26 protein-coding genes are annotated in these 26,967 nt (G+C 46.0%); 12 read left to right on the forward strand and 14 right to left on the reverse strand.

Going from position 1 to position 26,967, the window contains the following annotated elements:
* Both K4039_RS23360 and K4039_RS23365 read right to left on the reverse strand, forming a co-directional pair.
* Positions 1 to 512 (reverse strand): glycosyltransferase family 39 protein (locus K4039_RS23360; RefSeq protein WP_265238908.1); only part of this gene is annotated, 512 nt, incomplete at its 3' end.
* 234 nt (positions 513 to 746) lie between these two features.
* Positions 747 to 1,316 carry a hypothetical protein gene (locus K4039_RS23365; RefSeq protein WP_265238909.1) on the reverse strand — a complete coding sequence of 190 codons (570 nt, stop codon included), beginning with the start codon at positions 1,314 to 1,316 and terminating at the stop codon, positions 747 to 749.
* 256 nt (positions 1,317 to 1,572) lie between these two features.
* On the opposite strand from K4039_RS23365, the gene K4039_RS23370 reads away from it, so the two are divergent.
* Both K4039_RS23370 and K4039_RS23375 read left to right on the forward strand, forming a co-directional pair.
* Positions 1,573 to 1,905, forward strand: coding sequence for a DUF565 domain-containing protein (locus K4039_RS23370; RefSeq protein WP_265238910.1), 333 nt, complete (start codon positions 1,573 to 1,575; stop codon positions 1,903 to 1,905).
* A gap of 57 nt (positions 1,906 to 1,962) precedes the next feature.
* A complete protein-coding gene (locus K4039_RS23375; RefSeq protein WP_265238911.1) occupies positions 1,963 to 3,132 on the forward strand; it encodes a glycerate kinase in 1,170 nt (389 codons plus the stop codon).
* 66 nt (positions 3,133 to 3,198) lie between these two features.
* On the opposite strand, the gene K4039_RS30000 is transcribed toward K4039_RS23375, so the two are convergent.
* Positions 3,199 to 3,366, reverse strand: coding sequence for a zinc ribbon domain-containing protein (locus K4039_RS30000; protein ID WP_375339825.1), 168 nt, complete (start codon positions 3,364 to 3,366; stop codon positions 3,199 to 3,201).
* Between the two features lie 463 nt (positions 3,367 to 3,829).
* On the opposite strand from K4039_RS30000, the gene K4039_RS23385 reads away from it, so the two are divergent.
* Both K4039_RS23385 and K4039_RS23390 read left to right on the forward strand, forming a co-directional pair.
* Complete coding sequence (locus tag K4039_RS23385) at positions 3,830 to 4,927, forward strand: sodium-dependent bicarbonate transport family permease (RefSeq protein WP_265238912.1); 1,098 nt, start codon at positions 3,830 to 3,832, stop codon at positions 4,925 to 4,927.
* Between the two features lie 141 nt (positions 4,928 to 5,068).
* Complete coding sequence (locus K4039_RS23390) at positions 5,069 to 5,401, forward strand: P-II family nitrogen regulator (protein ID WP_265238913.1); 333 nt, start codon at positions 5,069 to 5,071, stop codon at positions 5,399 to 5,401.
* 157 nt (positions 5,402 to 5,558) lie between these two features.
* Here K4039_RS23390 and K4039_RS23395 read toward each other — a convergent pair whose 3' ends face one another.
* Positions 5,559 to 5,924, reverse strand: a complete 366-nt coding sequence (locus K4039_RS23395) for a hypothetical protein (RefSeq protein WP_265238914.1) — start codon at positions 5,922 to 5,924, stop codon at positions 5,559 to 5,561.
* A 319-nt stretch (positions 5,925 to 6,243) separates the two neighbouring features.
* Here K4039_RS23395 and K4039_RS23400 point away from each other — a divergent pair, with 319 nt between their 5' ends.
* Positions 6,244 to 6,771 carry an orange carotenoid protein N-terminal domain-containing protein gene (locus K4039_RS23400; protein ID WP_265238915.1) on the forward strand — a complete coding sequence of 176 codons (528 nt, stop codon included), beginning with the start codon at positions 6,244 to 6,246 and terminating at the stop codon, positions 6,769 to 6,771.
* A gap of 300 nt (positions 6,772 to 7,071) precedes the next feature.
* Here the strand turns inward: K4039_RS23400 and K4039_RS23405 are convergent, their stop codons facing one another.
* A complete protein-coding gene (locus K4039_RS23405) occupies positions 7,072 to 8,934 on the reverse strand; it encodes a PAS domain-containing sensor histidine kinase (protein WP_265238916.1) in 1,863 nt (620 codons plus the stop codon).
* 398 nt (positions 8,935 to 9,332) lie between these two features.
* On the opposite strand from K4039_RS23405, the gene K4039_RS23410 reads away from it, so the two are divergent.
* Both K4039_RS23410 and K4039_RS23415 read left to right on the forward strand, forming a co-directional pair.
* Positions 9,333 to 10,052: a response regulator transcription factor gene (locus K4039_RS23410; protein ID WP_265238917.1), complete on the forward strand. Its 720-nt coding sequence runs from the start codon at positions 9,333 to 9,335 to the stop codon at positions 10,050 to 10,052.
* Between the two features lie 473 nt (positions 10,053 to 10,525).
* Entirely contained in the window at positions 10,526 to 12,178 is a 1,653-nt protein-coding gene (locus tag K4039_RS23415; protein WP_265238918.1) for an alpha-amylase family glycosyl hydrolase, read from the forward strand.
* Positions 12,179 to 12,576: 398 nt separating this feature from the next.
* On the opposite strand, the gene K4039_RS23420 is transcribed toward K4039_RS23415, so the two are convergent.
* From K4039_RS23420 to K4039_RS23430, 3 genes are all read right to left on the reverse strand, one after another.
* A complete protein-coding gene (locus K4039_RS23420; protein ID WP_265238919.1) occupies positions 12,577 to 15,231 on the reverse strand; it encodes an EAL domain-containing protein in 2,655 nt (884 codons plus the stop codon).
* A gap of 322 nt (positions 15,232 to 15,553) precedes the next feature.
* On the reverse strand, positions 15,554 to 16,138 hold the full coding sequence (locus K4039_RS23425) for a DUF2267 domain-containing protein (RefSeq protein WP_265238920.1): 585 nt from the start codon (positions 16,136 to 16,138) through the stop codon (positions 15,554 to 15,556).
* A gap of 21 nt (positions 16,139 to 16,159) precedes the next feature.
* On the reverse strand, positions 16,160 to 16,354 hold the full coding sequence (locus K4039_RS23430) for a hypothetical protein (RefSeq protein WP_265238921.1): 195 nt from the start codon (positions 16,352 to 16,354) through the stop codon (positions 16,160 to 16,162).
* Between the two features lie 543 nt (positions 16,355 to 16,897).
* On the opposite strand from K4039_RS23430, the gene K4039_RS23435 reads away from it, so the two are divergent.
* Entirely contained in the window at positions 16,898 to 17,356 is a 459-nt protein-coding gene (locus K4039_RS23435) for a response regulator (protein WP_265238922.1), read from the forward strand.
* Here the strand turns inward: K4039_RS23435 and K4039_RS23440 are convergent.
* The 4 genes from K4039_RS23440 to K4039_RS23455 all read right to left on the reverse strand — a co-directional run bounded on the left by K4039_RS23440 (position 17,325) and on the right by K4039_RS23455 (position 20,365).
* Positions 17,325 to 17,741 (reverse strand): DUF2294 domain-containing protein, encoded by a 417-nt coding sequence (locus K4039_RS23440; RefSeq protein ID WP_265238923.1) that lies wholly within the window; start codon positions 17,739 to 17,741, stop codon positions 17,325 to 17,327. The genes K4039_RS23435 and K4039_RS23440 overlap by 32 nt on opposite strands.
* An 88-nt stretch (positions 17,742 to 17,829) precedes the next feature.
* The gene (locus tag K4039_RS23445) at positions 17,830 to 18,219 is read right to left on the reverse strand and encodes a BON domain-containing protein (RefSeq protein WP_265238924.1); all 390 of its coding nucleotides are present in this window, start codon (positions 18,217 to 18,219) and stop codon (positions 17,830 to 17,832) included.
* A 409-nt stretch (positions 18,220 to 18,628) separates the two neighbouring features.
* A complete protein-coding gene (locus K4039_RS23450) occupies positions 18,629 to 19,858 on the reverse strand; it encodes a transposase (RefSeq protein WP_265238925.1) in 1,230 nt (409 codons plus the stop codon).
* A gap of 348 nt (positions 19,859 to 20,206) precedes the next feature.
* Positions 20,207 to 20,365, reverse strand: a complete 159-nt coding sequence (locus tag K4039_RS23455; RefSeq protein ID WP_265238926.1) for a hypothetical protein — start codon at positions 20,363 to 20,365, stop codon at positions 20,207 to 20,209.
* Between the two features lie 581 nt (positions 20,366 to 20,946).
* Between K4039_RS23455 and K4039_RS23460 the strand changes: the two genes are divergently transcribed.
* On the forward strand, positions 20,947 to 21,195 hold the full coding sequence (locus tag K4039_RS23460; protein ID WP_265238927.1) for a hypothetical protein: 249 nt from the start codon (positions 20,947 to 20,949) through the stop codon (positions 21,193 to 21,195).
* A 163-nt stretch (positions 21,196 to 21,358) separates the two neighbouring features.
* Here the strand turns inward: K4039_RS23460 and K4039_RS23465 are convergent, their stop codons facing one another.
* Together K4039_RS23465 and K4039_RS23470 are read right to left on the reverse strand one after the other, a co-directional pair.
* Positions 21,359 to 22,204 (reverse strand): cyanophycinase, encoded by an 846-nt coding sequence (locus tag K4039_RS23465; protein ID WP_265238928.1) that lies wholly within the window; start codon positions 22,202 to 22,204, stop codon positions 21,359 to 21,361.
* Between the two features lie 253 nt (positions 22,205 to 22,457).
* Entirely contained in the window at positions 22,458 to 22,655 is a 198-nt protein-coding gene (locus K4039_RS23470) for a hypothetical protein (RefSeq protein WP_265238929.1), read from the reverse strand.
* Between the two features lie 720 nt (positions 22,656 to 23,375).
* Between K4039_RS23470 and K4039_RS23475 the strand changes: the two genes are divergently transcribed.
* The 3 genes from K4039_RS23475 (at position 23,376) to K4039_RS23485 (ending at position 26,340) form a co-directional block, all read left to right on the forward strand.
* Positions 23,376 to 25,286, forward strand: a complete 1,911-nt coding sequence (locus K4039_RS23475; protein ID WP_265238930.1) for an acetate--CoA ligase family protein — start codon at positions 23,376 to 23,378, stop codon at positions 25,284 to 25,286.
* A 167-nt stretch (positions 25,287 to 25,453) separates the two neighbouring features.
* Positions 25,454 to 26,080, forward strand: a complete 627-nt coding sequence (locus K4039_RS23480) for an alpha/beta hydrolase (protein ID WP_265238931.1) — start codon at positions 25,454 to 25,456, stop codon at positions 26,078 to 26,080.
* Between the two features lie 47 nt (positions 26,081 to 26,127).
* Positions 26,128 to 26,340: a DUF2555 domain-containing protein gene (locus K4039_RS23485; RefSeq protein WP_006632739.1), complete on the forward strand. Its 213-nt coding sequence runs from the start codon at positions 26,128 to 26,130 to the stop codon at positions 26,338 to 26,340.
* Positions 26,341 to 26,967 lie beyond the last annotated feature (627 nt).

Here is a 26,967-nt window from a genome sequence, read left to right on the forward strand (position 1 = left end):
GAGTGGGGGGGAGTGGGAGAGGGGGAAAATATTCCCTCGGACTTCTCCGTGACATCCGTGACATCCGTGACATCCGCTACAGAATCCGTTGCCGAACTTTCTTCTGTCTTCCATAAGGTATAGAATCCGAGGCAAGTAAGGGCGATCGCACACAAAGCCGACGGCAGACGTACAGCCCACTCGTTAACTCCCAGAGTGCGGTAAGCCACCGCCATCAGCCAATAAATCAACGGCGGCTTGTCAAACCTGGTTTCGCCGTTAAAATAAGGAGTGATCCAATCCCCTGTCACAGTCATTTGACGGGCGGCTTCGGCAAACAGCGGTTCGGTTTCGTCAACCAAGCCGATGTTGCCGAGATTCCACAAAAAAGCTACGAAGCCGATCGCGCCCAGCCACAACAGCGACAGTAACAAAGGTGCTAACGGGCGGTGCCTGCGATATTCTGACAAATTTTTAATAACTTCCTTCACCCAAACTTCCTGCGATTTTAGATTTAAAATTTTAGCTCGCATAGAAGTCTACCGAAAAATTGCCTGATCGAAACTCGAAACTCGATCGAATCCGGTTCAACTCAAATCTGCCACCATTCTCAACAAGACCTCAGAAACCGGGTTTTTCCACCAAAATCTCCACCCGCAACTCACCAAATCCACCTAATCAAATGTAAAATACGGATCGCTAAAAAGCTTGCTCTGTATGTCTTCCTTCTTCCTTCTTCTTTCTTCCTTCTTCCTTCCTTCTAGCCTTCAAGGCTGCAAAATTAATTGCCATTCCCCGGCTGTGGCGTTCCAAGCGGGCGAGGCTGTCTCCCCGGCGACGTAAGGCCCCCAATAGCGGCGAGAACCATCCTGAGCAAAAACCACCAGAATGTCTCCCTGTTTGATTTGTAACTTGCCCTCCGGCAGCGATAGCATCAGTCCCTTGCCACCGCCTTCTCCCGGTGCAAAATCCCAGTGCGCCGGTTTGCCGTAGGATTTCTCAGCTTGCCGTTTCGACAGCAGGGCCACTCGCACCGGGCGATCGCTGCGGTTGCTGACGCGCAAACTGCCGATCGCTTTGCCATTGACAGGAATTGAGGAATTACTTTCCTCCACAGGTTCCGGGGGTAACTCCGGTTTCGGCTGACTGGCGGTGTCTACCGAAGCTGTCTCGACTCTCGAAACCGGGGGTGTTGGGGGGAGTGCGGTGGCTGCCGAGGGCAACTCTATCGGTCGATTTGAGCCGTTGGAGAGCGTGATTTCAAAACGTCCGAGAAACATTCCTGTAATGAGGACGATCGCCACTCCAACTAATATCTGGTAAATTTTAAGTTTCATAAATTTTCAGCTTAAAGGAAAGACTGCACACCCCCAATTAGTCATAACGATCTTGAATGTAGAACCTGGGACTACTGTGCCACAAGATACAGTTACACTTAATTACTTGACGGTTCGGGGCTATCAGCTCCCGATCGCTCAATACCATCTTAAATGTTAAATTTTAAATTTTAGATGGGGGCCGACACACCCGGTAAACATTTGGAGTCGCTCTCGACCCGCATTTTTTCACTCATCAGTATAAATTTTAACTACTATGCAGAATACCCGAATTAACAGATTGCTTGACGTTCTGGGCGAGCAATTCGCACGCTGGGCCAGCAATCCTTGGCGGCGGATTTCGCTTTTGGTCATTAGCTTGCTGTTCGGCACTTTTTTGGGAACCGCTCTTTCGACGATCGCCGGACAATCCGCTGATTGGGATATTATCGCCGCAGCGCTGTTGGTATTGTGGACGGAATTGGTGAGCCTGCTGCTTTATCGTTGGCAGCGGCCAGGAACCCGTTATTTATGGCTGGAAATGCTCCAAGCTCTGAAAATAGGTGTTACTTATAATTTATTTGTAGAGGCTTTTAAGCTTGGCTCTTAACAAGTGTTGACTTGTAGGGGCCTTGCTTTCGAGTGTGCGCCCGATATTTTTAAACAGATGGATCGATCGAACTTAAATCCTGTAGAAATTTTAGAAGCATGGATAGCTGGCGATCGCCCGCTCAGGAAGATCAGCGCCGACGAGTTAGAATTGCTAGCAATTTGGGAACTTGCGGATGATGTGCGCTCCTCTTCGAGGGCTTCGCGATCGCGCGCTTTTAGCATTACCCCTGACAATGTAGCCGATGTTGTCCGCCACAAAACAGATTTATTCTTGTCTCTGCTTGACGAACCGCATACTTTCCCGCTAAAGTCAAGTTTTTTTCTCGAAACTTTGTGGAATCTGTGGCTGCCACTGGCGATGCAATTATCGACTGAAAAACAAAGTTTAAAGCGTCCTCTAATTCAAGGAATTTTAGGAGGACAAGGAACGGGGAAAACGACTTTATGTCAAGTTTTGAAGCTGATTCTGGGAAAAATGGGATATTCTACGGTCAGCATTTCTTTAGATGACCTTTACAAGACTTATGCCGATCGCCAACAACTCCAAAAAGCCGACCCACGTTTAATTTGGCGCGGCCCCCCCGGAACTCACGATATTGACTTGGGAATCTCCGTTTTAGACAACTTGCGCGGTTCAAAAACTAGCGAATTAGCAGCAGTTGATAATCTAAAATCTGATGTCCTGAAAACAGATATAATTAAAAATATAGAAATTCCCCGGTTTGACAAATCTGCCTACGGAGGTGCGGGAGATCGAAGTCAACCAGAAATTATTTGCGGTGCGGATATTGTACTGTTTGAAGGTTGGTTTGTCGGCGTGAATCCAGTAGCTGATGCCAGATTAAACGAGTTTTTGGCGGCTGCGCCATTTCCGATTTCCACAGAATGCGACTGTCAGTTTGCGCGCGATATGAATGCGAAGCTGCACGACTATTTGCCGCTGTGGAACCGATTAGATCGGTTGATGGTTTTGTATCCCCAAGATTATCGCCTTTCTCAAGTATGGCGCAATCAGGCGGAACGGGAAATGATCGCGCAGGGGAAGTCGGGAATGTCTGAGTCCGAAATTAATCGGTTTGTTGAATATTTCTGGAAAGCGCTGCATCCTGAGTTATTTATCAAATCGACGGTTGAGGGCGATCGGGTGGATTTAGTAGTGGAAATTTTGGGCGATCGCACTGTGAGCAAGATTTGTCGGGCGATCGACTTAAAATCAAGCAATTAGCCACACTTAAAACTGCATAGATTTGATAGACTCCCCGCCCGATTATGTGCGGGGATTCTTGACACTTCATTGGGACGCGCTACCAGTAGTCTTACCTTCCCTCCATGTCCGTTTATCGTCGTGGCGATATCCCATCCCGACTTTTTCTATATTTTTAGATGCGTTTGTATCTCTGTCGTGGTGCGTTCCGCAATTGAGGCAAATCAACTTTCGATTGAAAGATTGTTGAAACACACAATAAAAGACCTAAAATGGGGAAATTATTCGAGTTTATATCAACTAAAAAAACAGGTAAATATAATTATCAAATCTCTCACGAATGAAGAAGTTTTATCTCTCTGTGGTTGCGACTATATCCTTGAAGCTATATAAATGCAACTTCATAGTAAATTGGTATGAGTGGGTATCCGAAAATGCTTTCCCAGATACATCGCTGGGATTTTACGCACCAAATTGCTGGTAAAATATGTTGACAACAAGTTATTGCAAATCAATCATCACTGATTAGCGCGATCGTCGTTTGCGATCGCCGGAGCGAAACCTGATCTTCCAGTACACGATGCACCGGGATGCAGATGTAATGGAGTGGCGGGTTGACTCTCTGCTCACCCGGATGGGTGGAGCCAGTCACCAAGGATTCGAGGACAGGCTTGTCTGCCGTTTTGACCCCTAAGTTCTGATTGAGGAGAATTACAAAGTGGATTTCTTGTCCGATTTTTTTGTGAGCTTCATAGCGCAGTTACAGTCCCCGACACTCGGCTTTCTGATTGGTGGTATGATCGTTGCCTCCCTCGGTAGCCAACTGGCAATTCCAGATCCGGTCTATCAGTTCATCGTCTTCATGCTGCTCATGAAAGTCGGCTTGACCGGTGGCCAGGCGATCCGCAACTCCAATCCTACGGAAATACTGTTGCCCGCGCTGTTCGCCGTGCTCATAGGCATCATGATCGTGTTCATCGGGCGCTACACGTTGGCAAAACTGCCGAACGTCAAAGTCGTGGATGCCCTGGCAACTGCGGGCTTGTTCGGTGCCGTGAGTGGCTCTACCCTCGCCGCCGCCCTGACGCTACTGGAAGAGCAAAACATCCCATACGAACCCTGGGCCGCTGCACTCTATCCCTTCATGGACATCCCAGCCCTCGTGACTGCGATCGTCTTGGCCAGCATTTATACCAAAAAGCAGCAGGCTGAGGTCAAAAAGCAGCGCGCGATCGCAGGTGATTATCCCAGCGAGCAGCCCAGCACCGCAAGGGAGTATCGCAGCCAGCAGCACGGCAGCGAAGGCGATCGGGTCCATATCTGGCCGATCGTCAAGGAAAGCCTCCAGGGTTCTGCCCTAACGGCACTGCTCCTCGGCCTCGCACTCGGCCTGCTAACCAAGCCGGAAAGTGTCTATAAAACCTTCTACGATCCACTCTTCCGTGGATTTCTTTCGGTACTGATGCTGATCATGGGTATGGAAGCCGCCGCAAGGTTTGCCGAGCTGCGTAAGGTGGCTCAGTGGTACGCAGTGTATGCCTTTATAGCACCGCTGCTGCATGGGCTCATGGCCTTCGGTTTCGGCTGGATTGCCCACGTCACAACGGGATTCAGTTGGGGTGGTGTCGTGATTCTGGCCGTCATCGCCGCCTCGAGTTCAGACATCTCAGGGCCGCCCACTTTACGAGCCGGTATTCCGTCGGCCAATCCCTCCGCCTACATCGGCGCGTCCACAGCCGTCGGCACTCCAGTGGCGATCGCCTTGGGAATACCGATCTTCATCCAGCTCGCCAAGGCGCTGGCGGGGGGCGGCTGATTCCAGACTGGTCGCCGTTTCCCGGTGCTCCCCTGGCCCGGCGACTAACGCGGCAGCTAAATCAGCGCGATCGCGCGATGCCGCCATTTTCCTGAGTTTCTATAATAGTTCAATGAATACACACATCAAGAGGTAACCCACATGGCTAAGCCAGCGAGCAAGCTCGTCATTGTCACAGAAAAGTTGCTGCTCAAAAAGATCGCCAAGATCATCGAGGAAGCCGGGGCGACCGGTTATACGGCGGTGGACGCTGGCGGTCAAGGCAGTCGCAACGTACGCTCGTCGGGACACCCCTCTGTTTCCGACACCTTCTTGAATGTAAAGATCGAGGTGCTCACCGAAAGTCGGGATATGGCCATGAAGATTTCGGATGAGGTCGCAGCGAAGTTTTTCGACGATTATTCGGGCATCGCCTATATCTGTGAGGCGGAGGTACTGAGCGCGCACAAGTTCTGTGGGCCAGACGGCTGTTGAATCGAGACGACGCAGACCTTAACACGAGTATACGAAGGCAATACCATCACCTTCGTATACTGGTTGCGTAATAGCGCGCTTGCATGGTTAGCACCGTGGCACCATACCATCGATCGGTCAAGAGGAGCTTCTGTGTCAAGTATTGAGAATTTCTCAATTAACTTCCGGGAGTACCAAGATCGATCGCCTTTTGCACCAAATCGTCGGTAACATTGCCCGGTGCACCTGCGGGGTTAATTTCCTTAGCCATCGAACGAAAATCAGCGGAATTACCGCTTGTATCTGCTGGCTTTGCGATATCTTTAGGAGCGGGAATAGGAAATTTAGGTGCAGTTGCAGCGGCGGCAGCTTGAGCGCCGGCACCCGCGCGATCGATATCGCTAACGCTGAATTCTTTTGAAGCTTCGTAGTCGGCGGATACATCAACCGTCGGCAACTTTTGTTCTCCAGCTTCCACGCTTTCAGTTATCTGCTGAGCGTCAAATGTTTGAGAGTTATTTGTTTCTTTACTGACTTCAGACATATCAGACTCCTTGCTAGTTTTATTTAAGAATTCAATTTCTCCATAATAATTTAATTGCGTAAGTTTTTCATCTATCTACAGATGTATCGGTAGCTTCTATCTTAAGGATGACTTTTTACCTGGAGTGGCTAAACATTACGCCCGTATAAAAAACTAATCCAACCGCAAGCCCGTACCCCAAACCCTTATAAAATCAGTCATTCCCAATCAAAAATCAAAAATCAAAAATCAAAAATCACATTACCTCTAGGGGATGGTGACTTGTACTTACAAATCTTGATATTTATATATTCTGGAAGCATTTTTAAGGAACTTATTTATGAACTCACCCGCCGAAACCAATTCTCACTCTCTCTCCAACGACACTCAAAAGATGGTTCAGAAAATCAACGGGTTGGGTACAGATGAAAAACTGGCGCTGCTCTACTTTATTTATGAAGAAATGGGAGATTCAATTACACCAGCAGCTCCCGCAGCCGCCGAACCAGAATTAGCTCCCGTGCTGCTAGGTGATTTTTACAACCTTTCTGATGATGAACAACTTAATATAATGCGAGCTATTGTCAACCGCGATGACACGCCTTATTCTCGCGCTTACGGAGCTTTAACTGCTAACAATCAGTTGGTAGTTTGGTATGCTTGGGCTATTGGTATGGGGGAAAAAATTGTCGATATCCCCGAAGGATATAAGGCAACTGAGGCTGTGAATGGCGTGTTGGGTCAAATTGAAGGTCTTGATTTTGAACAACAAATTTCGGTGCTGCGCGATGTAGCTAATAATATGGGCTACACCGATGTTAAACCAATTGCTACTCAGGCACAAGTAGGGAAAACTTCTAGTCTTTAGATAAGACTCGGCGGTTGAAACTGCTAAGCCAGTCAAACGAAGATCGGAGTCGATGGAGTGAAGAACAAAGGAGGCATTAAAGCCGGATTTGGTGTAATTAGCGGACATAAATAAACTTCCGAATTATCCGCAGGTTTGTATACCAAATATCGGTTTTAATACTTGTTTTTTTTAGTTCATGAGTATACTATGTCATTGCGATCTCTTAGCGAAGTAATCCCAGATTCGGCGATTGCTTCGCTAAGAGATCGCAATAACAATTAGAGATATCTCGATGTGAGTGAAGTACAATGTTTGCCGTCAGGAAGTGAGTTTTTTGGGGTTAACTGTTCGCGGGATTTCGATCGCAAATGTCGAACCTTTTTTTGGTTGACTTTCAGCCGTAATTGTGCCGTTCATCATCTCGACTAAATAGGTGCTAATCGCTAGTCCTAAACCCGTGCCAGGATATTTGCGGGTTGTGGTTTGGTCGGCTTGGCGGAATTTGTCGAAAATGTGGGGCAGATCGGTTTTACTGATGCCGATTCCTGTATCCCGAACGGTGATAATTAGCCGATCGCACTTTAACTCCCGCACCTCAATAGAAATGCAGCCCTGATGCGTGAATTTAACCGCGTTGGAAATCAGATTGACCAAAACTTGCCGCAGGCGCAACTTGTCATTAACGATAACCTGATGCTGCAAGCACACGCTGACGGACATTGCCACATTCTTGTCCTTGGCTTGATTTTCAAATTCCAGGGCAGCATCCATTACTAAATGCGCTAAATCAAATTTTGCAATTTGTAATTTTGTGCGACCACTCTCGATTTTGGACAGATCGAGGATATCGTCGATCAGCACGAGCAGGTTTTTGCCGTTATTTAAAATTCGCCCCACCATTTCTGTTTGCTGGGCACTCAGCAGTTGTTTGTGCTGGCGCAGTAGCAATTGCGAAAACCCGATAATCGCATTCATCGGAGTTAGCAATTCGTGGGACATGGTAGCCAAAAATTGCGATTTTAACTTGGCTGCTTCTAGCAGTTGCAATTTTTGCTGTTGAATGCGCCGGCCTTGATTTTCGAGTTCTTCCTGCTGGCGAATTAGCAGCTCGTTTTGCAACTCTAAAAGCTGTTCCTGTTTTTTTAATTTTTCGATCACCCGCGCGCTGTTAATCGCGATCGCAGCTTGTTTACCCATCACCACCAGCAGTTGCACAGATCCGTCAATGGCCGTGCTGTCTTTCCCGTTACCGATCGCCAGCACGCCCAAACGCCCGGTGTCCCCCGACTCGATCGCCGCAGCACAGGTGGCCGCCGGCACTCCTGAGCCGGACTCTGAGCGCCACAGTTGCGACTCTCCCGTCGCAAACGCCCTCAACAACAGCTTGTCTGGCACGTGCGGGGTTTTGCCTTTCTCAAAGTTTTCCCTGCCCCCCACAGCGCTGAGTTTGAGGCCGCTGCAATCGCACTCCGGGAGCGCAACCAGGCAAAATTCAGCTCCGGCGATCGCCTCCACAGTCGCGTCCGCGATCGCTTGCAACAATTCGCACAAGTTACCAGCGCGCTGGCTCAACTGATTTGTAAATCGCTCGATCGCCTGCAACTCCTGCTCAGTATCCATTACCGTCCTAGCTTCGCACAATTTTTCGGCTTGCAAGTTAGCTTCCGGGCGCGCCAAGGAGCGCAAAAATTCTGGGTCTGGTTCGGGCCCGGCTTGAGTTTGTTCGATCGCGTCCATATCTGTGTAGGTTCCCACCCACTCTAAAACATCATGACTGTCTGGGTTGGCGGGCGCTCCTCTGGCGAGATGCCAGCGGTAAGTCCCGCAGCGCGCCCGGAGACGAACTTCTATTTCGTAACTTTGCGGCGGGCCAGCATCCGTGCGCGATCGCGCCAACAGACGAGGGCGGTCTTCTGGGTGGACGCGCGCCAGATAGCCGAAACCCAAAGCTGCTGCGACTGGTACTCCCGTGTACTCCTCCCAGCGCTGTCCTAAATAAGTCGCCCAGCCGCTGGCATTTACTTTCCAAACTATGTGAGGAATTGCCGACCACAGGCGATCGTTCTGAGTTTCGCGATCGCCAACTGGCTGTTGGGGGGAGGTTATTTCTGATGCCTTGTATCGTATTTCGGCGTCGGAAAAGTCCGAGCGAAAATAGTTATTGGCGTGATAGTGAGTCATAACTGTTTTTTATCAATAAGCATTCAACTTGAGCCCTAACACCGGTTAAAGACTCGTGCTGCTAGCTTTATTTATTTTGACTGCCAAAGTGCATCAAAAGTTTTTATACTTTAAATCTATCTGGGTAGTGGTATCTTTACCTCTATCAACGGGCGGACAATGGGATAATTCATGTAAACTGTTATAACATTGAGAGCTTACCAGTCGCGATCGGGCTTTCCAGACGTTCTCTGCAAAATAACTTGAAAATTAACTTGCAATCTTGGCGACTGCATGAGTATGCTTGAAAAAGATGTGCGGCCTGTCAAACCCTAAATCAGGACACATTCTCAAATTTACTCAGTTTAGCTGAGTCAGTTGACGATATTTTAAAAGTTTAGCGGGCTATTGGAAGAAAGATGACTAAAATTCGCGTTGCTTTGATTGAAGACCACGACCTGACAAGAGTCGGCATCCGCACAGCTTTACAACAGCGTGACACTATAGAAGTTGTCGGCGATGCAGCCAACGCTACCGACGGATTGAAACTGCTTCAGTCTTCAAAACCTGACGTGGCAATTGTAGACATTGGCTTGCCAGATTTTGACGGCATTGAACTGACACAAAAGTTCAAAAAATCTATAGCGGACACAGATCCTGATACCAAAGTTTTGATTCTAACTTTTCAGGACAACGAAGAAGAAGTTCTGGCAGCTTTTGCCGCCGGAGCCGACTCTTACTGCATGAAAGATATCAGCTTCGATCAGTTATTAGATGTAGTAAGAGTAACTCACGAAGGTAACTCTTGGATCGATCCGGCGATCGCCCGCATCGTCCTAAAACAAGCTCGCACTAAAGAATCTGCTCCAGAAGAACCCAAGCCTGAGGGCAAAAGAGTCACAATTAAGGCTGCCGAACCGGAGTTCAGTCACATCATTGAAACTTACCCTTTAACCGAGCGGGAGTTAGAAGTGTTGGAACTAATTGTGCAGGGTTACAGCAATGCTGCGATCGCCGAAAAGTTGTACATTACTGTCGGTACAGTCAAAACTCACGTCCGCAATATTTTAAACAAGTTGTGCGCTGACGATCGCACTCAGGCGGCCGTTCTCGCCCTCCGTTCTGGCTTGGTTGGATGAAGCCGTTATCATAAGGTAAAAAGTAGTTAAAATAGGGTGCGCGTTGCGCGCCTTACGCAGCTTCTGTAAGGTGCGCCACCCGCACCTTACTGCCAAAAATCTAGGCTGCAATCTCACCATCGTCAGCCCGATAATTTTAAGTATTAAAAAGCTATATTTAAGTCCGCATCTATCCCGGTGCAGATATTAAAATTCCTTTTTTTTTCACTAAATATACCTTAAGATAGATGCGAAGTAATAATAGGGATACTAATACTTAATGTTGAGAGAGAGCAAATAAGATCGATGGCGATCGCACTACCAATACTGGCGCGATTTCACTTCACAAAATGCAGCGGTCAGGGCAAAAAACCATACTTTTAGGAATAGTTAAGCACTTACAGAAATTCTATCCGCAGAGTGATGCCTGAGGTCGCTTAAATTTGCGAAATTAAAAGTATCAACTCTTACTGAAATATTTTAAAAGAGGTATTATGGCCCCTCCAATTGAATTCAAGTTATTTGCTCCCTACAACAAAGGAGCTGCCTTGATGGGGTGTTTTTCTAATTGGGAAGAAATCCCGATGGAAAAGGATGAAAAAGGTAATTTCCGCACCAAAGTAGATTTGGAGGATGGCGTTTATCAATACAAATTCCGCGTGCAGTCGAAAAGCTGGTTTCTGGAAGCAGATCAGTGGGTAGATGTGGTAGATCCCTACGCGACTGACATTGACGATGCGAGTCAAAACGCCGTTGTTAGGATCAAAGATGGCGATCGCATCATCGATACCTACGTTTGGAAACACGACGACAAACCCCTCCCTGCCGATCGCGAATTAGTCATATACGAAATGCACGTTGCCGACTTTTCCGGCGGCGAAGCAGATCCCCTCGCCCGCGGCAAGTACAAGCACGTAGTCGAAAAACTCGATTACTTAGTGGATCTCGGCATCAACGCGATCGAACTAATGCCCCTCAAAGAATACCCTGGTGACTACAGTTGGGGCTATAACCCGCGCTACTTCTTCGCTGCCGAGTCCAGCTACGGGACTACAGAAGAACTCAAAAACCTGATCGACGAGTGTCACGGGCGCGGGATTCGCGTCATCATCGACGGGATTTACAACCACTCCGAATCATCCAGCCCCCTCACCCAAATCGATCACGATTATTGGTACCACCACGCCCCCCGCGATCCAGACAACAATTGGGGCCCGGAATTCAACTACGAATTTTACGACGAAAAGCTAGGAACTTACCCAGCGCGCAAATTTGCCGGCGATGCAGTCCGCTATTGGGTTCAAGAATACCATCTCGACGGCATTCGTTTCGACGCAGCGCGACAAATGGCCAACTACGATTTTATGCACTGGATCGTTCAAGAAGCCAAAAATGTCGCCGGCCCAAAACCGTTTTACACCATTGCCGAATACATTCCCGAAGATCCTAGCATCACCAATGTAGATGGGCCGATGGACGGCTGCTGGCACGACAGTTTTTATCACTCCATAATTCCACAACTCTGCGGGGAAAATTTTGATTTAGAACGGCTCAAAGAGGTGATCGACTGCAAGCGGCAAGGTTTCTTAGGTGCTACGAATGTAATCAATTATTTGAGCAATCACGACCACGATCGCGTGTTCTCAGAATTGGGAGAGCACGGAATTTTGGATGAAGCAGCATTCAAGCGGGCGAAGTTGGGAGTAGCACTGTTAATGACAGCAGTTGGCGTGCCGTTGATTTGGATGGGCGAAGAATTTGGCGAATACAAAGCCAAAACGATCGAGCAATCTAAAATTGACTGGACGCTGCTAGGAAATGACATGAATAAAGGTTTGTGGGAATACTACAAAGGCTTGATTCACCTACGCAAAAATAACCAAGCACTTTACACAGAAAACATCGAATTTTTCCACGAAGATCCAGAGGCGAAAGTGTTTGCTTACACTCGCTGGAACGATGAAGGTTCGAGAGTTGTGGTCGTGGCGAATATGTCAGAAAATTATCTGGCAGGTTACAACGTTTCTCACTTCCCGGCCAACGGAAATTGGCACGAATGGACGGGAAATTATGATGTTGAATCGGGCGATGACAATATTATGATTGACTTGCCGGAATACGAAGCAAAAGTCTTTGTGTGGCAGTAACCTGTCCCTTCTAACAACAATCAAATAGGTTTGTAGTGATGACTTTAGTCCTTCTTTTTGAGGACTAAAGTCATCACTACAAACCTTATTAGACTTGCATTGCATTCCTTCGGTGTTCCATCAGGAAATCCATCTGCGTTTATCTGCGTTGCGAAGAGGTTTTCACAGTACATAAAAGATTTATTCAATTCTCCTATGATCACTGAAGTCCTAACTACGAACAAGCTCTTTTTTTTCGGCTTTCTGGTTGTTAATTTAAATTACCAGAAAGAATTGGTTTAAAGCCGGAACCCTTGTAGGGAGAAATTAAAATCAGACTATTCATTACTCCAATCCTCTTCCTTCCAAGTAGAGGTCGCCCTCATCTGTCAACTGACTAAACTGTCAACTGTCAACTGTCAACTGTCAACTGCATTAAGTATTTTACTCCGTTGATTTTCCAGGCAGAATTCGGTTGCGGCCGCCACCGGTAATGGTTTGCTAAAGAAGTAACCCTGACCCATCTCGCACTGCAACGACTGCAAAAATTCCAACTGTTCTGCTGTTTCCACACCCTCGGCAATCACCTGTAATTTCAAGCCCTGTCCGAGGGCGATCGCCAGTTTCACAATCGTAGCACCGCTGCTGTCGTTGAGCAAATCTGCCACAAAGGATTTGTCTATTTTTAAATTATTGAGCGGAAAGTTTTTCAGAGACCACAGAGAAGAATAACCGGTGCCAAAATCGTCCAGAGAAATGTGAATTCCCATTTGCTGCAACTGCCGCAATACCGACACCGTAAAATTTACATCGGTCATGGCAATGCTCTCAGTAATTTCTATTTCCAAATACTCGGGATTTAACTCGATTTCTGACAAAATTTCAGCGATGGTTTGTACCGTGTTAGGCTGCATAAACTGGCGGCCTGATAAATTTACAGCTATCCGCATCGGCGGCAATCCCATTAACTGCCACGCTCTATTTTGCAAGCAAGCAGTTCGCATCACCCATTCGTCTATTTGGCAGATAAATCCTGTTTCCTCAGCTAAGGGAATAAATCGATCGGGAAAAATTAAACCGCGTTCGGGATGCTGCCACCTGATCAGAGCTTCCATGCCGACTATTTTGCCAGTATTTAAGTTTATTTGCGGTTGATAGTACAGCACAAATTCTGAATTTTTCAGAGCTTTGTAAAGCTGATTTTCTAAATTAAGTTCTTCCGAGACTTGATTGCCGATCGCCCGCGTGTAAAACTGATAATTATTCCGACCTCTCTGTTTAGCTCTGTACATCGCTGCATCAGCATTTTTCAGCAAAGTTTCTGCATCTTCTCCGTCATAAGGAGCCAAAGCAATTCCCAAGCTAGCCTTAGTATAGAGTTCCAGACCGTCAAAATCAAAAGGACTGCTTAAACTATGGATAATTTCCTTGCAAACCTTAATTGCTTCTTCAGGGCTGTTGATATTGTGCAGCAGCACGGTAAATTCATCGCCGCCCCAACGAGCGAGCGAATCCCCCACGCGCAAACAGTTAGTCAAACGCCGAGATACACCTTGCAGCAACAAATCGCCCACCGGATGCCCGAGAGTATCGTTAACATTTTTAAATCTGTCCAAATCTAGAAATATTACGGCCAGCATTTCGGCGTTTTGGTGAGCGTTAGCTAAAGCTAAAGACAGCCTTTCATTAAACAGCAATCTATTCGCTAAACCAGTTAGTTGGTCGTGAGAAGCTTGATGTCGGATCATCGCTTCGACGCGCCTCTGCATTCCAGCCATGTACAGGTGCGTTCCCAAAGATTTTGCTAGTTTCAGTTCGTCGATGCTCCACTTTTGAGCTTCGACGATTTTGATTTCTTTCCAAGCTGTAAAGGACTGTCGGGGACGATCGTTCCGGGCGTCGGAACTGCAACGGCCCGCCCACAAAATTTCTGTTTCTACGGCGCTGCGAAAAACGGTGAGACAGCCGATGCACTGTTGGCCGTATTGCAGCGGTATTACCAAAAATGACCGAAGGTCAGCTTCGATAAAATTTGCAGATAAAGATTTGAGTTGAGGTTCTTGAGAAATATCGGAAATCGCGTACAAGTGTGGTACGATCAAACTGGAAATATTTGTATCAATTGAATTGTAATGCTCGGAATGTAAATTTGAAAAAACACCTAATTGGCTGATATTAACGGCAGTTTTTTCTACCTCGTTTTCATTGGTCAACCCCATGATCTGCTGCCAAAATTCGCTGAGTTCCAAGTCGCACTCCGAAGGCTGCTGGCCGCAGGTATAAAGTTTAGCGGGCAGATCGCGAAACTCGGCTGCAATGTACAGCCGCCCTCCCGAACCGTGCAAATGCTTGACAGTTTGTTCGAGAACTACTTGCCGAATTTCGTTTAATTTCAGAGGAGAGTGTAGCAAACTGCTAATCTGGTTGACAACGGCTTCGTCGCGGGCTTGCTGTCGGGCTTGACTTAGCAGAAAAGATTGGGCGATCGCAATTGAAAGTTGATCCACAAGCAACTGCACCATTTTCAATTCTCGATCGTTAAACCGTTTCGGTTGGCTGTGGTGACAAGCCAACAACCCCCAAAGCTGATTTTGATGCACAATCGGCACCGTCAGAGAAGAACGCGCCCCCATAGCCTTCAGATATTCTGCATGACAGGGGTCTACAGGACCATAGCGAATATCTTCAACTGCTAAAGTTTTGCCGGTTTCGGGACAATCTAACCGATTAATTATTTTATGCTGCAATTGGACATCTACAATCACTCGCTGCCGCGCTTTGAGAAACATTTCGCGGGCACTAGGGGGAATGTCGCCAGCAGGAAAGCGCAAACCAAGCAGAGATGGCAAGTTGTCGCCGTTGATGGACTCAGCAATCACCTCACCGCTACCGTCGGATTCAAAGCGATAAAGTTTTACCCGATCGCTGCCTAAAAAACTGCGGATTTCTCGCGCTGTTGTTGACAAAATTTCTTGCAGTTCTAAAGAGTTGCGAATGCGATTGGTAATTCGATTGAGTAAAATTTCTTGTTCTAGAGTCGATCGTGACATTTGTCTAACTTTTGAGCGAGTCATCCCTTTTGCTCTCCGGCTGTTAACAGCATTTTTGCGAGCCACTGTGTTAACTCGCCCTGTATTATAGACTACAACACTTTCGCTCTATCTGTGGGATTTTTTCCAGCCGGGATCGAGAAACCCGGTTTTTAGCAATATTTTGGGTTTTCCCACAAATTTTGGGTAGAAACCGGGTTTTCTCAAAAGACTTTTATGCCGACTACTATTCCGAACGATCGCACAAATACAGCAACCGGGTCGATCGGACAAGCTTCTGATGCAAGAACGCAGAATGCTGGTTTTTCAACCCGGTTGGTAAGTATTTATACTCGAAATTATCCTTTTAAGCCGACTCCCAAATTTTCAGAATTCTGTCCGGCAAAAAGCCCGCTATTTCCTGAATTCGTTCCTCGGACAACTCATCCTTCGTTGCCGAAAATACGGCGGCGATCGCAGTTTCCGGTTTTACCCCAGAAGGAAGTGGGCCTTCTTGTTCCACCCGAAAAATAAACAAGTTGGAATCAATCACAAAAGGTGCAGGCCCTTGCCAAGGCGGACGCACCCGGCTCAGCAATCCCACCAGCGGATTCGTATCTTTCCAGAGGTCTGCTATTTCTTTTTGCAAAGTTTTGTCGTCCGTCGGCAAAACTTCTGTGTGCAGTTCAGCTTCCACGCGATCGCTTGCTTCTGTTGTCATCAAATCTCGCATTGTCCGGTACACCAATTCGGTAATGTCCCTGGCATCAAAAATATCCTCCAAGTGACCGTTTACCATAACTTTTTCCAAAAATGGCATATCCTTAGAGGCGATCGGAACTGCTGACCCTTCTTGATGCAGAGACTTAGGAGGATTCGTCTCCATTTTCTGCAACAGTTTGCGGCCTTTTTCCGTTAAATCAGCTTCTTGAAATGCCACTAAAGCCGGCAATAACTCAGTTCCTCCGTAAGGCTATCCACTAAACTCGGCTTTGATAAATTCCCTTTGGTTGAGGTAGTCCAAGTGACCGAGCAATTCCGCTTCTGCTATTTCTCGACCGACATATTCTTCGGCTGCATTCCTAATTGCCGACTCTCCCTTGCCGTTGCCGCTGCCAATCTGTTTGAGCAAAATGTAAGTCAAGTCGTCTCTGATTGCAATTGTCATCAAAACCTCCTAGGTTAATATCCGGTAAAACTTAAGTAAAAAATGATTTTTTACTTGCTAAAATTGTGATAATTACTACTTAAAAACATTGAAGTCTAAACCAGACAAACAAGAATCTCTCAGCAGGTGGAAGTTGTTAAAATTAAGTGCCGCTTAGAATCTTCCTTCAGGTGGATTTACGTAGAACAACCGTAGTCTACTTTTGGTAGTATCCTGAAAAGCTGCCGCCACTCTTCACAGCCGTTAAGATAGGATGCTTGATGGGCAATACTTTTCCTAGTTATCGCGTCTTGTTGCTAATGCCGATCGCCCGTAGGTGTAAGTTGGTAATTTGCGCTTTTGATCAGTAAAATTATGGAGATGCTATAATCGATCGAATGGTGCAGTCTTTGCACCAGCAAAGCACCGATATTGTACAATCGGGCTAGAGCGAAGACTGGCAATTAAAAGCTACAAATACGAGCCAATCTGTTTCAAGTGCCGGAGCGCCACTTGAGGAATGCCTCGGGTACAACTTTTACGATCGTTTTTCGATCGGCATTTATGAACTACCCTAATTGGAATAAGAATTTGGAATCTTTGTCTTTAAATAGCGGTCAACCGGCGGTTGACAAGCGTCCTCTAGTCTTGGCTGTAGACGACAATCACGACAACTTAGAGCTGCTGACGCAAATACTCGATTTATTCGGCTGCGAGTGCGTGGGAGCCGTTGACGGGTACACAGCTCTGTCAACAGCAGTCTCGCGCTCTCCCGACCTAATCGTACTCGACATTTGCCTGCCCGATATAGACGGTATAGAATTAGTAAAGCGGATCAGAGAAAACCCCGAACTCAGACATATTCCGATTGTTGCTGTCACAGCACTAGCAAAAACAGAAGACCGCGATCGGATTCTCCAAGCCGGCTGTATTGCATACCTTTCCAAACCTTTTAACATCAAGGATTTAGAAACTATTATCCGCCAACACCTCAACAATCAGCCACTTCTGGTTGAGTTTTAGACTTAGAACTAGCATCGCGAACTTTAGGTGCAGACTCCAAAATTGCGATGGTTCCCGTGCGGCCAGTCTCCAAAGTCGCATCGCTGAGCAAATCAGTCACTCCCACGCCCAAAACTTCTTTGATTAAGTCTTTCAGTTGCAATTCCAGAACCGAGTCTAATTGCGATCGCACCTGCGAAGCCAAATCTTCCTGACCGTTCTGAGCCAGCAATTTTTCGGGTTTAGTAATCGCATTTTCGATCACAATTATCAATTTGTTATCCAAAAGATTGCAGAGCGCCTGACTCGTTTGATGTCCGAGTAGAGAACGGTACAAAGCTTGAATACCCTGCGCAAGACTCCGTTCTAATTTACCGCGAGTAGGTACTAATGTGTCCCCAGTCATATTTTTTAGGTACAGCAAGATAAGTGAAAAAACTATTAACCGATAACAGTTAACAGTTAACTGTTAACTGTTATAAACAACCGTGGCGCTAGCCAACAATAACTTGATTAGTTTCCACCCCAGTTGCACCCTTAACACCTTTAGCAATTGTCACCAATTTAGTAACAATTTCCTGATCGGGAACTGTACCTTTGAGAACCACAGTAGTGCCCAGTTGAGCCACATAAACAGTCTCAATATCTGCAACATCAGGATTTGCATCAAAGGCCTGAGCCACCCGTTTAGCTAAACCGCTTTGATCGTATTCTCCATTCAATCCCATGCGTTCCGGCGGGATTGTTTGAGTGTTCGCCGCAGGTTGGGCCACAGGTTGAGCTTGAGCTTGAGGTGCAGCGGCAGGTGCTTGGTAAGCAGGAGCTTCCACATTGTCCTGATTTTCCAGTTTTTCTAAACCAAACAGTCTTTTGAGCCAGCCCATAGAATTTGTCCTCTCACAAAGTTTTTGTTAATTGACAGTTGGCACGACGGTGTGCAATTATTATGCTCAATCATCGGAATTGCGATCGCACTCCATGACGCAGAAACCGAGTTTTTCGACAAAAAAAAATCGTTACAGCCATCCAGTTCGGTAGCCAAACCCGGTTTCTTGAGTTGTGTGCGCCAATCATAAATACAATTTAATATTGCACAAGTTCGCCGATCATCTGTCTGGAGACATAAATTCTCCGGCGCTCAAACAAATACCTGCGCCGATCATTCCAGCAAATCAAACTTAAAGCCTTCTTCCCCAACTTATACGATTTTGTTATACATCCATTCGTGCCAATTTCCCGTATTCGGAAAGTTAGGAATGCAGTAACTAGATAGATAAGTATCGTGACATACTCCTACGCCAACTGAGTACAGTATGGCGTAGGCTTCTCAGTGACTCCAGCTATTGCTTCGGACATTGACTGAGCGTTAAAGACGGGATGACCCACCGCCCTATTTTTTATATTTATCGCGGCGTTATGATCGCGGTCAAGACTACATCCACAATTGGGGCAGTCGTGCCATCTTTCATGCAGCTTTTTTGGTACTTTTTCGCCACAACCAGAACAATCTTGTGAAGTATTATAGGCACTTACTGGGATTACCAACAAACCAGCATTTACGGCTTTGTTTGTTAGAATCGACAGAAAGCTTGACCACCCAGCGTCCAACACAGATTTAGCTAGTTTTGTACGAGCGAGTCCTTTAACATTCAAATCTTCAACTGCAACAACGTCATATTTTTTCAATAAATTATTGGCAGTTTTAAAATGAAAATCTTTGCGTTTGTCTGCTACTTTTTTGTGACATTTCCCCAGTTGTTTGACTGCTTTTTGCCTGCGGTTACTGCCTTTTTTACGACGCGAGACTCGCTTTTGAATAGTTCGCAGGCGCTTTTGAGCTTTGCGGTAATGTTGAGGAATTGCTACAGTCTCATTTTCCGATGTTGTTAAGAAATCCTTCAACCCAACATCAATTCCAACAATCTTTTGAGGATTGAACTCTGGTTTAATCTCAGGGACTGTTGAATCTTCTAAACTGAGAGTGACATAGTACCCGTCAGCTTTTTTAGTAATAGAGGCGGTTTTGATTTTGAATCCATTAGGTATCGAACGGTGCAAAACAACTTTAATTTTTCCGAACATGGGCAAGTTAATTAAGTTGTTTTGCAAGCAGCCGTCTTTAATTTGAGGATAGGTGAACGTGCGGTAACGGCTGCGTTGTTTAAATCTTGGTCTACCGCTGCGTTTTCCGTTACCATCACCTTTTAAAAAACGATCAAACGTTACCTTAACTCGTTTAACTACGTCTTGGAGGACTTGAGAGTAAATCTCGGCATACCAAGGATGGGTCTTTTTGAGTTGAGGTAACGTCTTTTTTTGGGTGTAATAATCGGGATTTTCCCGTAGTTCAGGTAAGTAACAAACTAGCGGACACGCATTAATGGATGAACGGTTTTGCTCGTACCAGTTGAATCGATCTGCCAACAAATAGTTGTACTGTGCACATAACATTGACAGCCATCTGTCAATCTCAATGGCTTGTGATTTTGTTGGACGTAATCGATACTGGTAAGAAGTTCTCATTTAAGCGGTGAATGTGTAATTTAAATCGCGATTCATCAATTGTTAATATACTTGAATGCGTTACTTTATGTCAAGTACGCGAATAAATATTTTATTTATACATTCAAAATTTTATTTATACATTCAAAGAAACTTCTATTATTAAGTATTAACTTTTATTGCCAAATCTCAACGGTCGACAGAAATGGTTGAAAAAAGTCGAATAAAATAATTTGTTCGCCTCGTCATCCACCCGTCATCGGTCAAAACATAGTTTTGAGTGGGTTGACAGGTGGAATCCTCGTCTCACCGCGTCTTTCATCCCACACTAATCGAAGCGATATAGTGTGGGGATTCCCGTCTGTTTAGCTAAAAATTCGTAACTACTAATACTCGCATTCTCTCCTCGCTCCAGCGGTAATCAGCGAGCACTTTAGTTTCGGGATTTTCGTGGATAAATTCAATATTTTCAGTGTAATGTGTAGGCAAAATTTCCCGCAGGCGAATCATGTATTTGTAGTATTCCAACAACTATCGTGCGCACCCTAGCGATCCAGCAAGCTCTACACCAGCAACCGGAGCTCTGATTTAGAGCAAAAATGTAGCTAAAGTAACTAAAACTTATTAATCGCTGTTTATGAAAAGTAATTTAACTTTTGATAAGTATATAAATCGTGATAAAAATTTAACAATTGTAACTAAAGGAACATTTTTTAGCTGACAGAGCCAATACCGTAGAAAGATGTCATTTTAGGCGGAAAGGGCGAGGATGAGTTTGTAATTATAAGGCAAGGGAAACCAGAAAGATAAAGGCTTGATTTAACTAGATTTCCGCGCGATCTACATTAAGTCAAGTTTGAGCCAAGAAGAGCAATGATTATTTTTGCTTATGCCTTGGCAGCACTGGTCTTATATTTCTGAACTGGCAAACTCGGCAGAACCCAAATCAGCTTAGACGACTGCTGCTACCTCAGTAATTGGTAATCGGTGAAAATCTCATCCGTCCCTGTTACCTGTTAGATATTCCGAGCAGTGGCTCTAGGGTTCTAAAAGTTTAATTTGGGATGTTGGCGAATTACCGTTACTGTAAAAACTCTGGAGTGTAAAAAATGCTAAAACAAATGTGTTGGTTGCCCAGATTGGGAGGAAATGGAGAAAAGATATTGCACTTGCGTACCGAAGTGCGTCAAGCATGGCGGCCTTATACAGCTTTTCCGCAGTTCGCTGCGTCCGACTACCTCGAACCGGGCGGTTCTAAGGGATGGGCAACTTTTCAGAAGCTGATTACTCAAGGGTGGAATTTAATATCGACTGAAGAAGGGCAGCAGTCGTTTTTTGACGAACAGAAAAGTGCTTGATCGAGCCGAAACCGCAGGAATAAAAGAAGAGGTCAAATCCTCTTCTTTTTATTAGTTCGCGATCGCCTAAACTGGGTTTTTTAACCCTAATACTTCGTTGAAGCGGTAAGGTGCGCACTGCGCACCCTACATAATTTTTAGATTTTTGCCAGTTGGAAGTAAATTAGCCGATCGCCATTTCTCTCTGTCCTGGTGTTGCTATCCGATCGAACATCGGCTGGCGGGTTTTTAAATTAAACCGGTATCCGTGGGGGAGGATGTGCAACTTCGCGCCGCAAATCGCCAAAGCCTCATCCTTCAACAGTCCGTCTATATTGTCGTGGAGTTTGTCCGACTCGTCGATGACAGTTACAGCGCCTTCGCCAATAACTTCAAAGTGGTCGTCGCTGACTAAAATAGCTGTATTTTCGTCAATCCCAAATCCCAAGACTGCTGGTTGCACCAAGAGTGCGGAAACTAAACGTCCGAGACGACCTCGCTGGGCGAAATGCTGGTCGATGACAATTCCCGGCAGGAAACCCATTCCCGGGCCCATTGCTACTACCTCAACCCGTGGATTTGTCTCCGAATCTCCTTCAATAATCATGATGTCTGGCATCATCGCCGCGCCGGCACTGGTGCCACCAATGATCGCCCCTTCCGAGTAGCGTTTGTGCATAGCTGCGTCGAGTTTCGTGTCTTTCAAGCAGCTAATAATCCGCGCTTGCTCTCCGCCGGTAAAGAATATGCCGGTCGCTTGTTCGATCGCTTCTAAATAATCTGGATTGTCGGCATCTTCGGGTTTCTGGGTGTCAACAACTCGCACCTCTTCTGCGCCCAGCCGCTCAAACACTCGGATGTAATTATCTCCGACTTCTCCCGGCAGGCTTGTGGCAGCCGTCATCACTACAATGCGGGCTTTAGTGCCTCCGGCGCACCGCAAGAATTCCCGCAGAATTTTGCAGTCCCCGTCTTTGTCTTCGGCGCCGCCAATAATTAGCAATTTCCCCTGATTTTTGCCGCTAGCCATACGCTGTGTACTTTTAATTGATTATATTTCAATAAAACATAATCTTTTTTGTCTGGAAAACTGCTAAAAGGTAGAGATTTCTAAGACTAACCCCTCCCTACTAGGAGGGGTCAAAAAATGAGTCTAGATTCTCGGACTGACGCGGGCGGGGTCATCAACCGGCTTTCAGGTGGGATTTTTCGCCGCTCCTGATGTTAGTTTTTCCGACAAACCGGGTTGATGAGCGCAATTGCTAAATGAGTCCGATCGCCAGTTAGTGCGATCGTTCGAGCAAACTGCTCAACACTGTACGCGCCCGTTCTAAAGGCAAGTGTCTCGGTTTGCCGTTCCAGACAATCTGATATTCGTTGCTGTTTTGACCGTCGCCGTACCCAGAAATCAGCTTGAGGTGAAATGCTTCCTCAGCTAATTGATGAACTTTATCCCTTAGAGCAGTTTGTGCGATTTTCATAATTTGCTGCCTCTTAAATCCTTTTTCACAGTCATAGCCAATTTTAGTTAGCGTTGTACCTCTCCAAAGTTATAGTTTTTTTAAGTAGTCATTAGTTATTGGTAATTGCTCGCGGAGAATTGGCGATCGGGAGTTTTGTATCATTGCTGACAACTTAAACTAGGGAGCATTTGTCAATCAGCAATTTTACTTATATTTTGGCTATAAAACTGAGATTTGGGGGGACGTGCGGCGCGCCGTATTTATGCCCGCTCACCCCCAAATTGCGAATTTTCCACTTTTCTCAAAAGCAGTTTTTTGAGTAGTTTTACCGATTGACAAATGCAGCGTTAGTTTTAATTTTTCACTAATGGTCTTGTATGCTGCGCGAGTCTTGTATACTTCGCGAGTCTTGTATGCTGCGCGAGTGCGGACATCACGGCGAAAGCAAAACACAGATGCTCGCTCTCTGAAATATAGCAGTGCCCACTCTCGATGAGGTATCGATCCCTCAATCTACAATCTAAAATCTAAAACTTGTTCGCTCGCGAGTTGTGCTGAGCGTCTTGTGCTGAGCGACTTGTGAGCCAGCGTAGCCGAAGCAAGCCGAAGCAAGCCGAAGCAAGCCGAAGTATCTAAAATCTTACCTTTGTGAGAAAGGCTATATCTATGCCGGCAGGTAGTATGCAATGCACCGAGAGGAGAGTTAATCTGACCAATTAGTTAAAAGGAGGTTAGAAAATGCTGCAAGAAAAAAGTACCGAGACAGCCCGCGTCAATGCTCGAAAAACTGATGTATTTGATATTTTCAACTTCAAACACTACATCGGGCCAAACCCTTACCTAGAAACAGCGGCTTTAGTGTTCGATTTGGCGGTAACGGATGCGAGCGAACTAAAGCCGATCGCACATTACCATGAAATTATTGGCGATCGCTACCCGCAACTGCTGCACGAAACTTTCTCCAACCACGCCCAACTGTTCGGCCGCACCGCCTCAGAAGTAGCCAAACTCGACATGGGTTTGCACTTCCAACACTGGAACATCAAGCCATTTTCTCAGTTTAACAGAATCAGCATAGAAGCACTTCACGCCCGCAGCGCCCGATCCGTAGTTTACGCTGTTTGGGATTGGTTTGAAGCGATCAATCAAAATCAAGACTTCCCATTGTCAGCACAAATAGGCGCGCTGCAAAATATGTTCCGGCAGTCTGTTTACGGAGGCCCGACAGTTTATTCATTAATGCGATCGGCATCCCAAAAAGGCATTCCCACATTTTATTTGTGGGATGAAGGACTGATGCAATACGGTTACGGCAAAAAACTGGTGCGCGGCTCTGCAACAACTTTTGATTCTGATAGCCATTTAGACTCAGATTTTACCACGCGCAAAGACGATTGTAAAGCTTTTCTCGCTACCTTAGGATTTCCTGTTCCCAAAGGAGATATCGTCTCTACAGAAAACGGAGTTCTGGCAGTTGCCAGAGAAATTGGCTACCCAGTTGCTATCAAACCAGTAGTCGGTCATAAAGGAATTGGCGTAACAGCAGATGTCCGAGATGCTGAAGAATTGCAGGCGGCTTTTAAAAGAGCAGTTAAGGCAATTCCCGAAACAGAACCGGTGCGAGTAATTGTGGAAAACAGCATCAAAGGATCGGATTTTAGGCTGCTGTGTGTTGACGGCAAATTTGTTTCTGCAACTGAACGCCGGCCCGCTTCGGTAACAGGAGACGGCGACTTAACAATTCGCGAATTGATCCGCCGTGAAAACCGCAAACCCGAACGTTTGGATACGCCAACTTCGGCGATGAGCAAAATTCAGTCCGATGAAGCGATGGAAATGTATCTGGAAGAACAAGGGCTGTCATTGGATAGCGTGTTAGAGCGCGATCGCACTGTTTCTTTGCGGAAAGTTGCCAATCTTTCCGCAGGCGGCGTCAGCATCGACGCTACCCGCACCGTTCACCCCGATAACATTGTTTTGGCTCAAGATATCGCCCAACATTTTCGGTTAACTTGTTTGGGGGTTGATGTGATCACAGAAACTCTCGCCAAATCTTGGAAAACAGGCAATTTTGGGATTCTCGAAATCAATGCTGCGCCGGGAATTTTCATGCACCTCAATCCGGCTGTCGGATTAGGGGTTGATGTGCCTTCGCATATTATCGAAACTTTCTTTGAATCGGGAAAATCAGCCAGAATTCCCATTATTACTTTTAACCGAATTTCGGCGCAGGAACTGCAAGAAATAATCGACCACATTCTATTGCAGCATCCCGATTGGACGGTGGGCGCTGTTTGTCGCACTGGACTTTTCGTCAACCGTTCTGAAAAGGTGATGAATAAGAATTACAATGTGAACGTGCAAACTTTGCTGCGGAATCCCAAGCTCGATTTGTTGATTGCTGAATATCCCGAAGATGTTTTGGAAGCTGAGGGAATGTTTTATCGGGGCAGCAATATGGTGGTGCTGGACAATCCGGGGGAAACTGAGATGATTTTGGTCAGAGAATGCACTGATGAGGATACTGTTGTGGTGCGGGAAGGGAATAATATTTCTATTCGCCACCAGGGGTTGATCGAACAGTACAGTCTGGGGGATGACGAACCGTTTACGCGGGTTTATTTGAAGGAAATAGGGACTGTTTTGTAAGCTTCGCACCTATGGAAAGGTGCGCCGAAGAACACCCTACAGTTAACATTTAGCGCACCTTACTTAGGTAAGGTGTGCCCATAAGCACCCTACAGTTAAAAGTTGGGTTTGATACGCCACAACAATTTATAATTTTCAGAAGGCCAGATTACCAATTACTAATTACGATGTCTTTACAATTTATTAGCATTCCGCCAACAACCGATCGCAAACCAGTCGCTTTAATTGTCGCTTTGCACGGGTGGGGTGCTAATGCTCAGGATTTGACGGCTTTAGCACCGGCTTTCAATTTGCCAGATTATCAGTTTGTGTTTCCCGACGCCCCGTTTCCCCATCCGCAGGTAATGAGCGGAAAAGCGTGGTATGACTTGGCAAATAAAGATGCTCAGGGATTGATAGAAAGTCGGCAATTGCTGACGGAATTGTTGCTGTCTTTGGAAAGCAGCACGGGCGTGCCTTTGTCTCGGACGATTTTAGGGGGCTTTTCTCAAGGCGGAGCGATGACTCTGGATGTGGGCTTGACTTTGCCGGTAGCGGGTTTAATTTGTCTGAGCGGTTATTTGCATTCGTCGATTTCGCCCGTTGCTGGGAGCGCTTTGCCACCTGTTTTGATCGTGCACGGTACTCAAGATACTATTGTGCCCGTTAGTGCTGCGGTGCGATCGCGCGACAGTTTGACGGCTTGGGGAGCTCAGGTGCAGTATCGAGAATTTAACATGGGACACGAGATTCTGCCCGAAGTTGTAGATCTAATGCGAAGTTTTGTTGTAGAAACTGTGTCGAAATGTGATTAAAGGCTTAGTATATAGTATGGCGGAAGTCTAGGGCAGGGGTAAAAAACATGAAAACTTTAACCAAAGCATCGCGCGATATTGCTGTACTTACTTCTCAGGACGTGGCAGAATTGGCTGTCCGTTTGGAGGTTGACGATTATACTGATCCTTTTGAGGGATTGAATGATTGGCATTTGTTGCGATCGCTTGCCTTTCAGCGGCCGGAGCTGGTTGAACCTTATCTCCACCTTCTGGATATGGAAGCCTACGACGAAGCATAGGCTTGAAAATCTAGCTTAAAATTTTCGATGGAATTGAGGAAGAAGTGGGCAGCATTTTTTGTTGCGGATTGAACAGATGAGCTATGGATTTATATCTGTTTTCATCTCAACTTCTTTCTTGATTCTTTTTTATGAGAAAATGACAAAAGGTTCGTAGTGAGGACTTTAGTCCTTCATGGATGCGGACTAAAGTCCTCACTACAAACCAATTTTATAAGGTTCGTAGTGAGGACTTTAGTCCTTCATGGATGCGGACTAAAGTCCTCACTACAAACCAATTTTATAAGGTTCGTAGTGAGGACTTTAGTCCTTCATGGATGCGGACTAAAGTCCTCACTACAAACCAATTTTATAGCACGTAATATTATACGTAAGTCCTGTTTGAACTAAAACATAAAATCTAAAATCGTATTTATGAGAAAATGACAAAAGGTTTGTAGTGAGGACTTTAGTCCTTCATAGATGCGGACTAAAGTCCTCACTACAAACCAATTTTATAGCACGTAATATTATACGTAAGTCCTGTTTGAACTAAAACATAAAATCTAAAATCGTATTTATGAGAAAATGACAAAAGGTTTGTAGTGAGGACTTTAGTCCTTCATAGATGCGGACTAAAGTCCTCAC

The organism is Lyngbya sp. CCAP 1446/10 (assembly GCF_026130175.1).
Lineage (GTDB): Bacteria > Cyanobacteriota > Cyanobacteriia > Cyanobacteriales > Microcoleaceae > Microcoleus.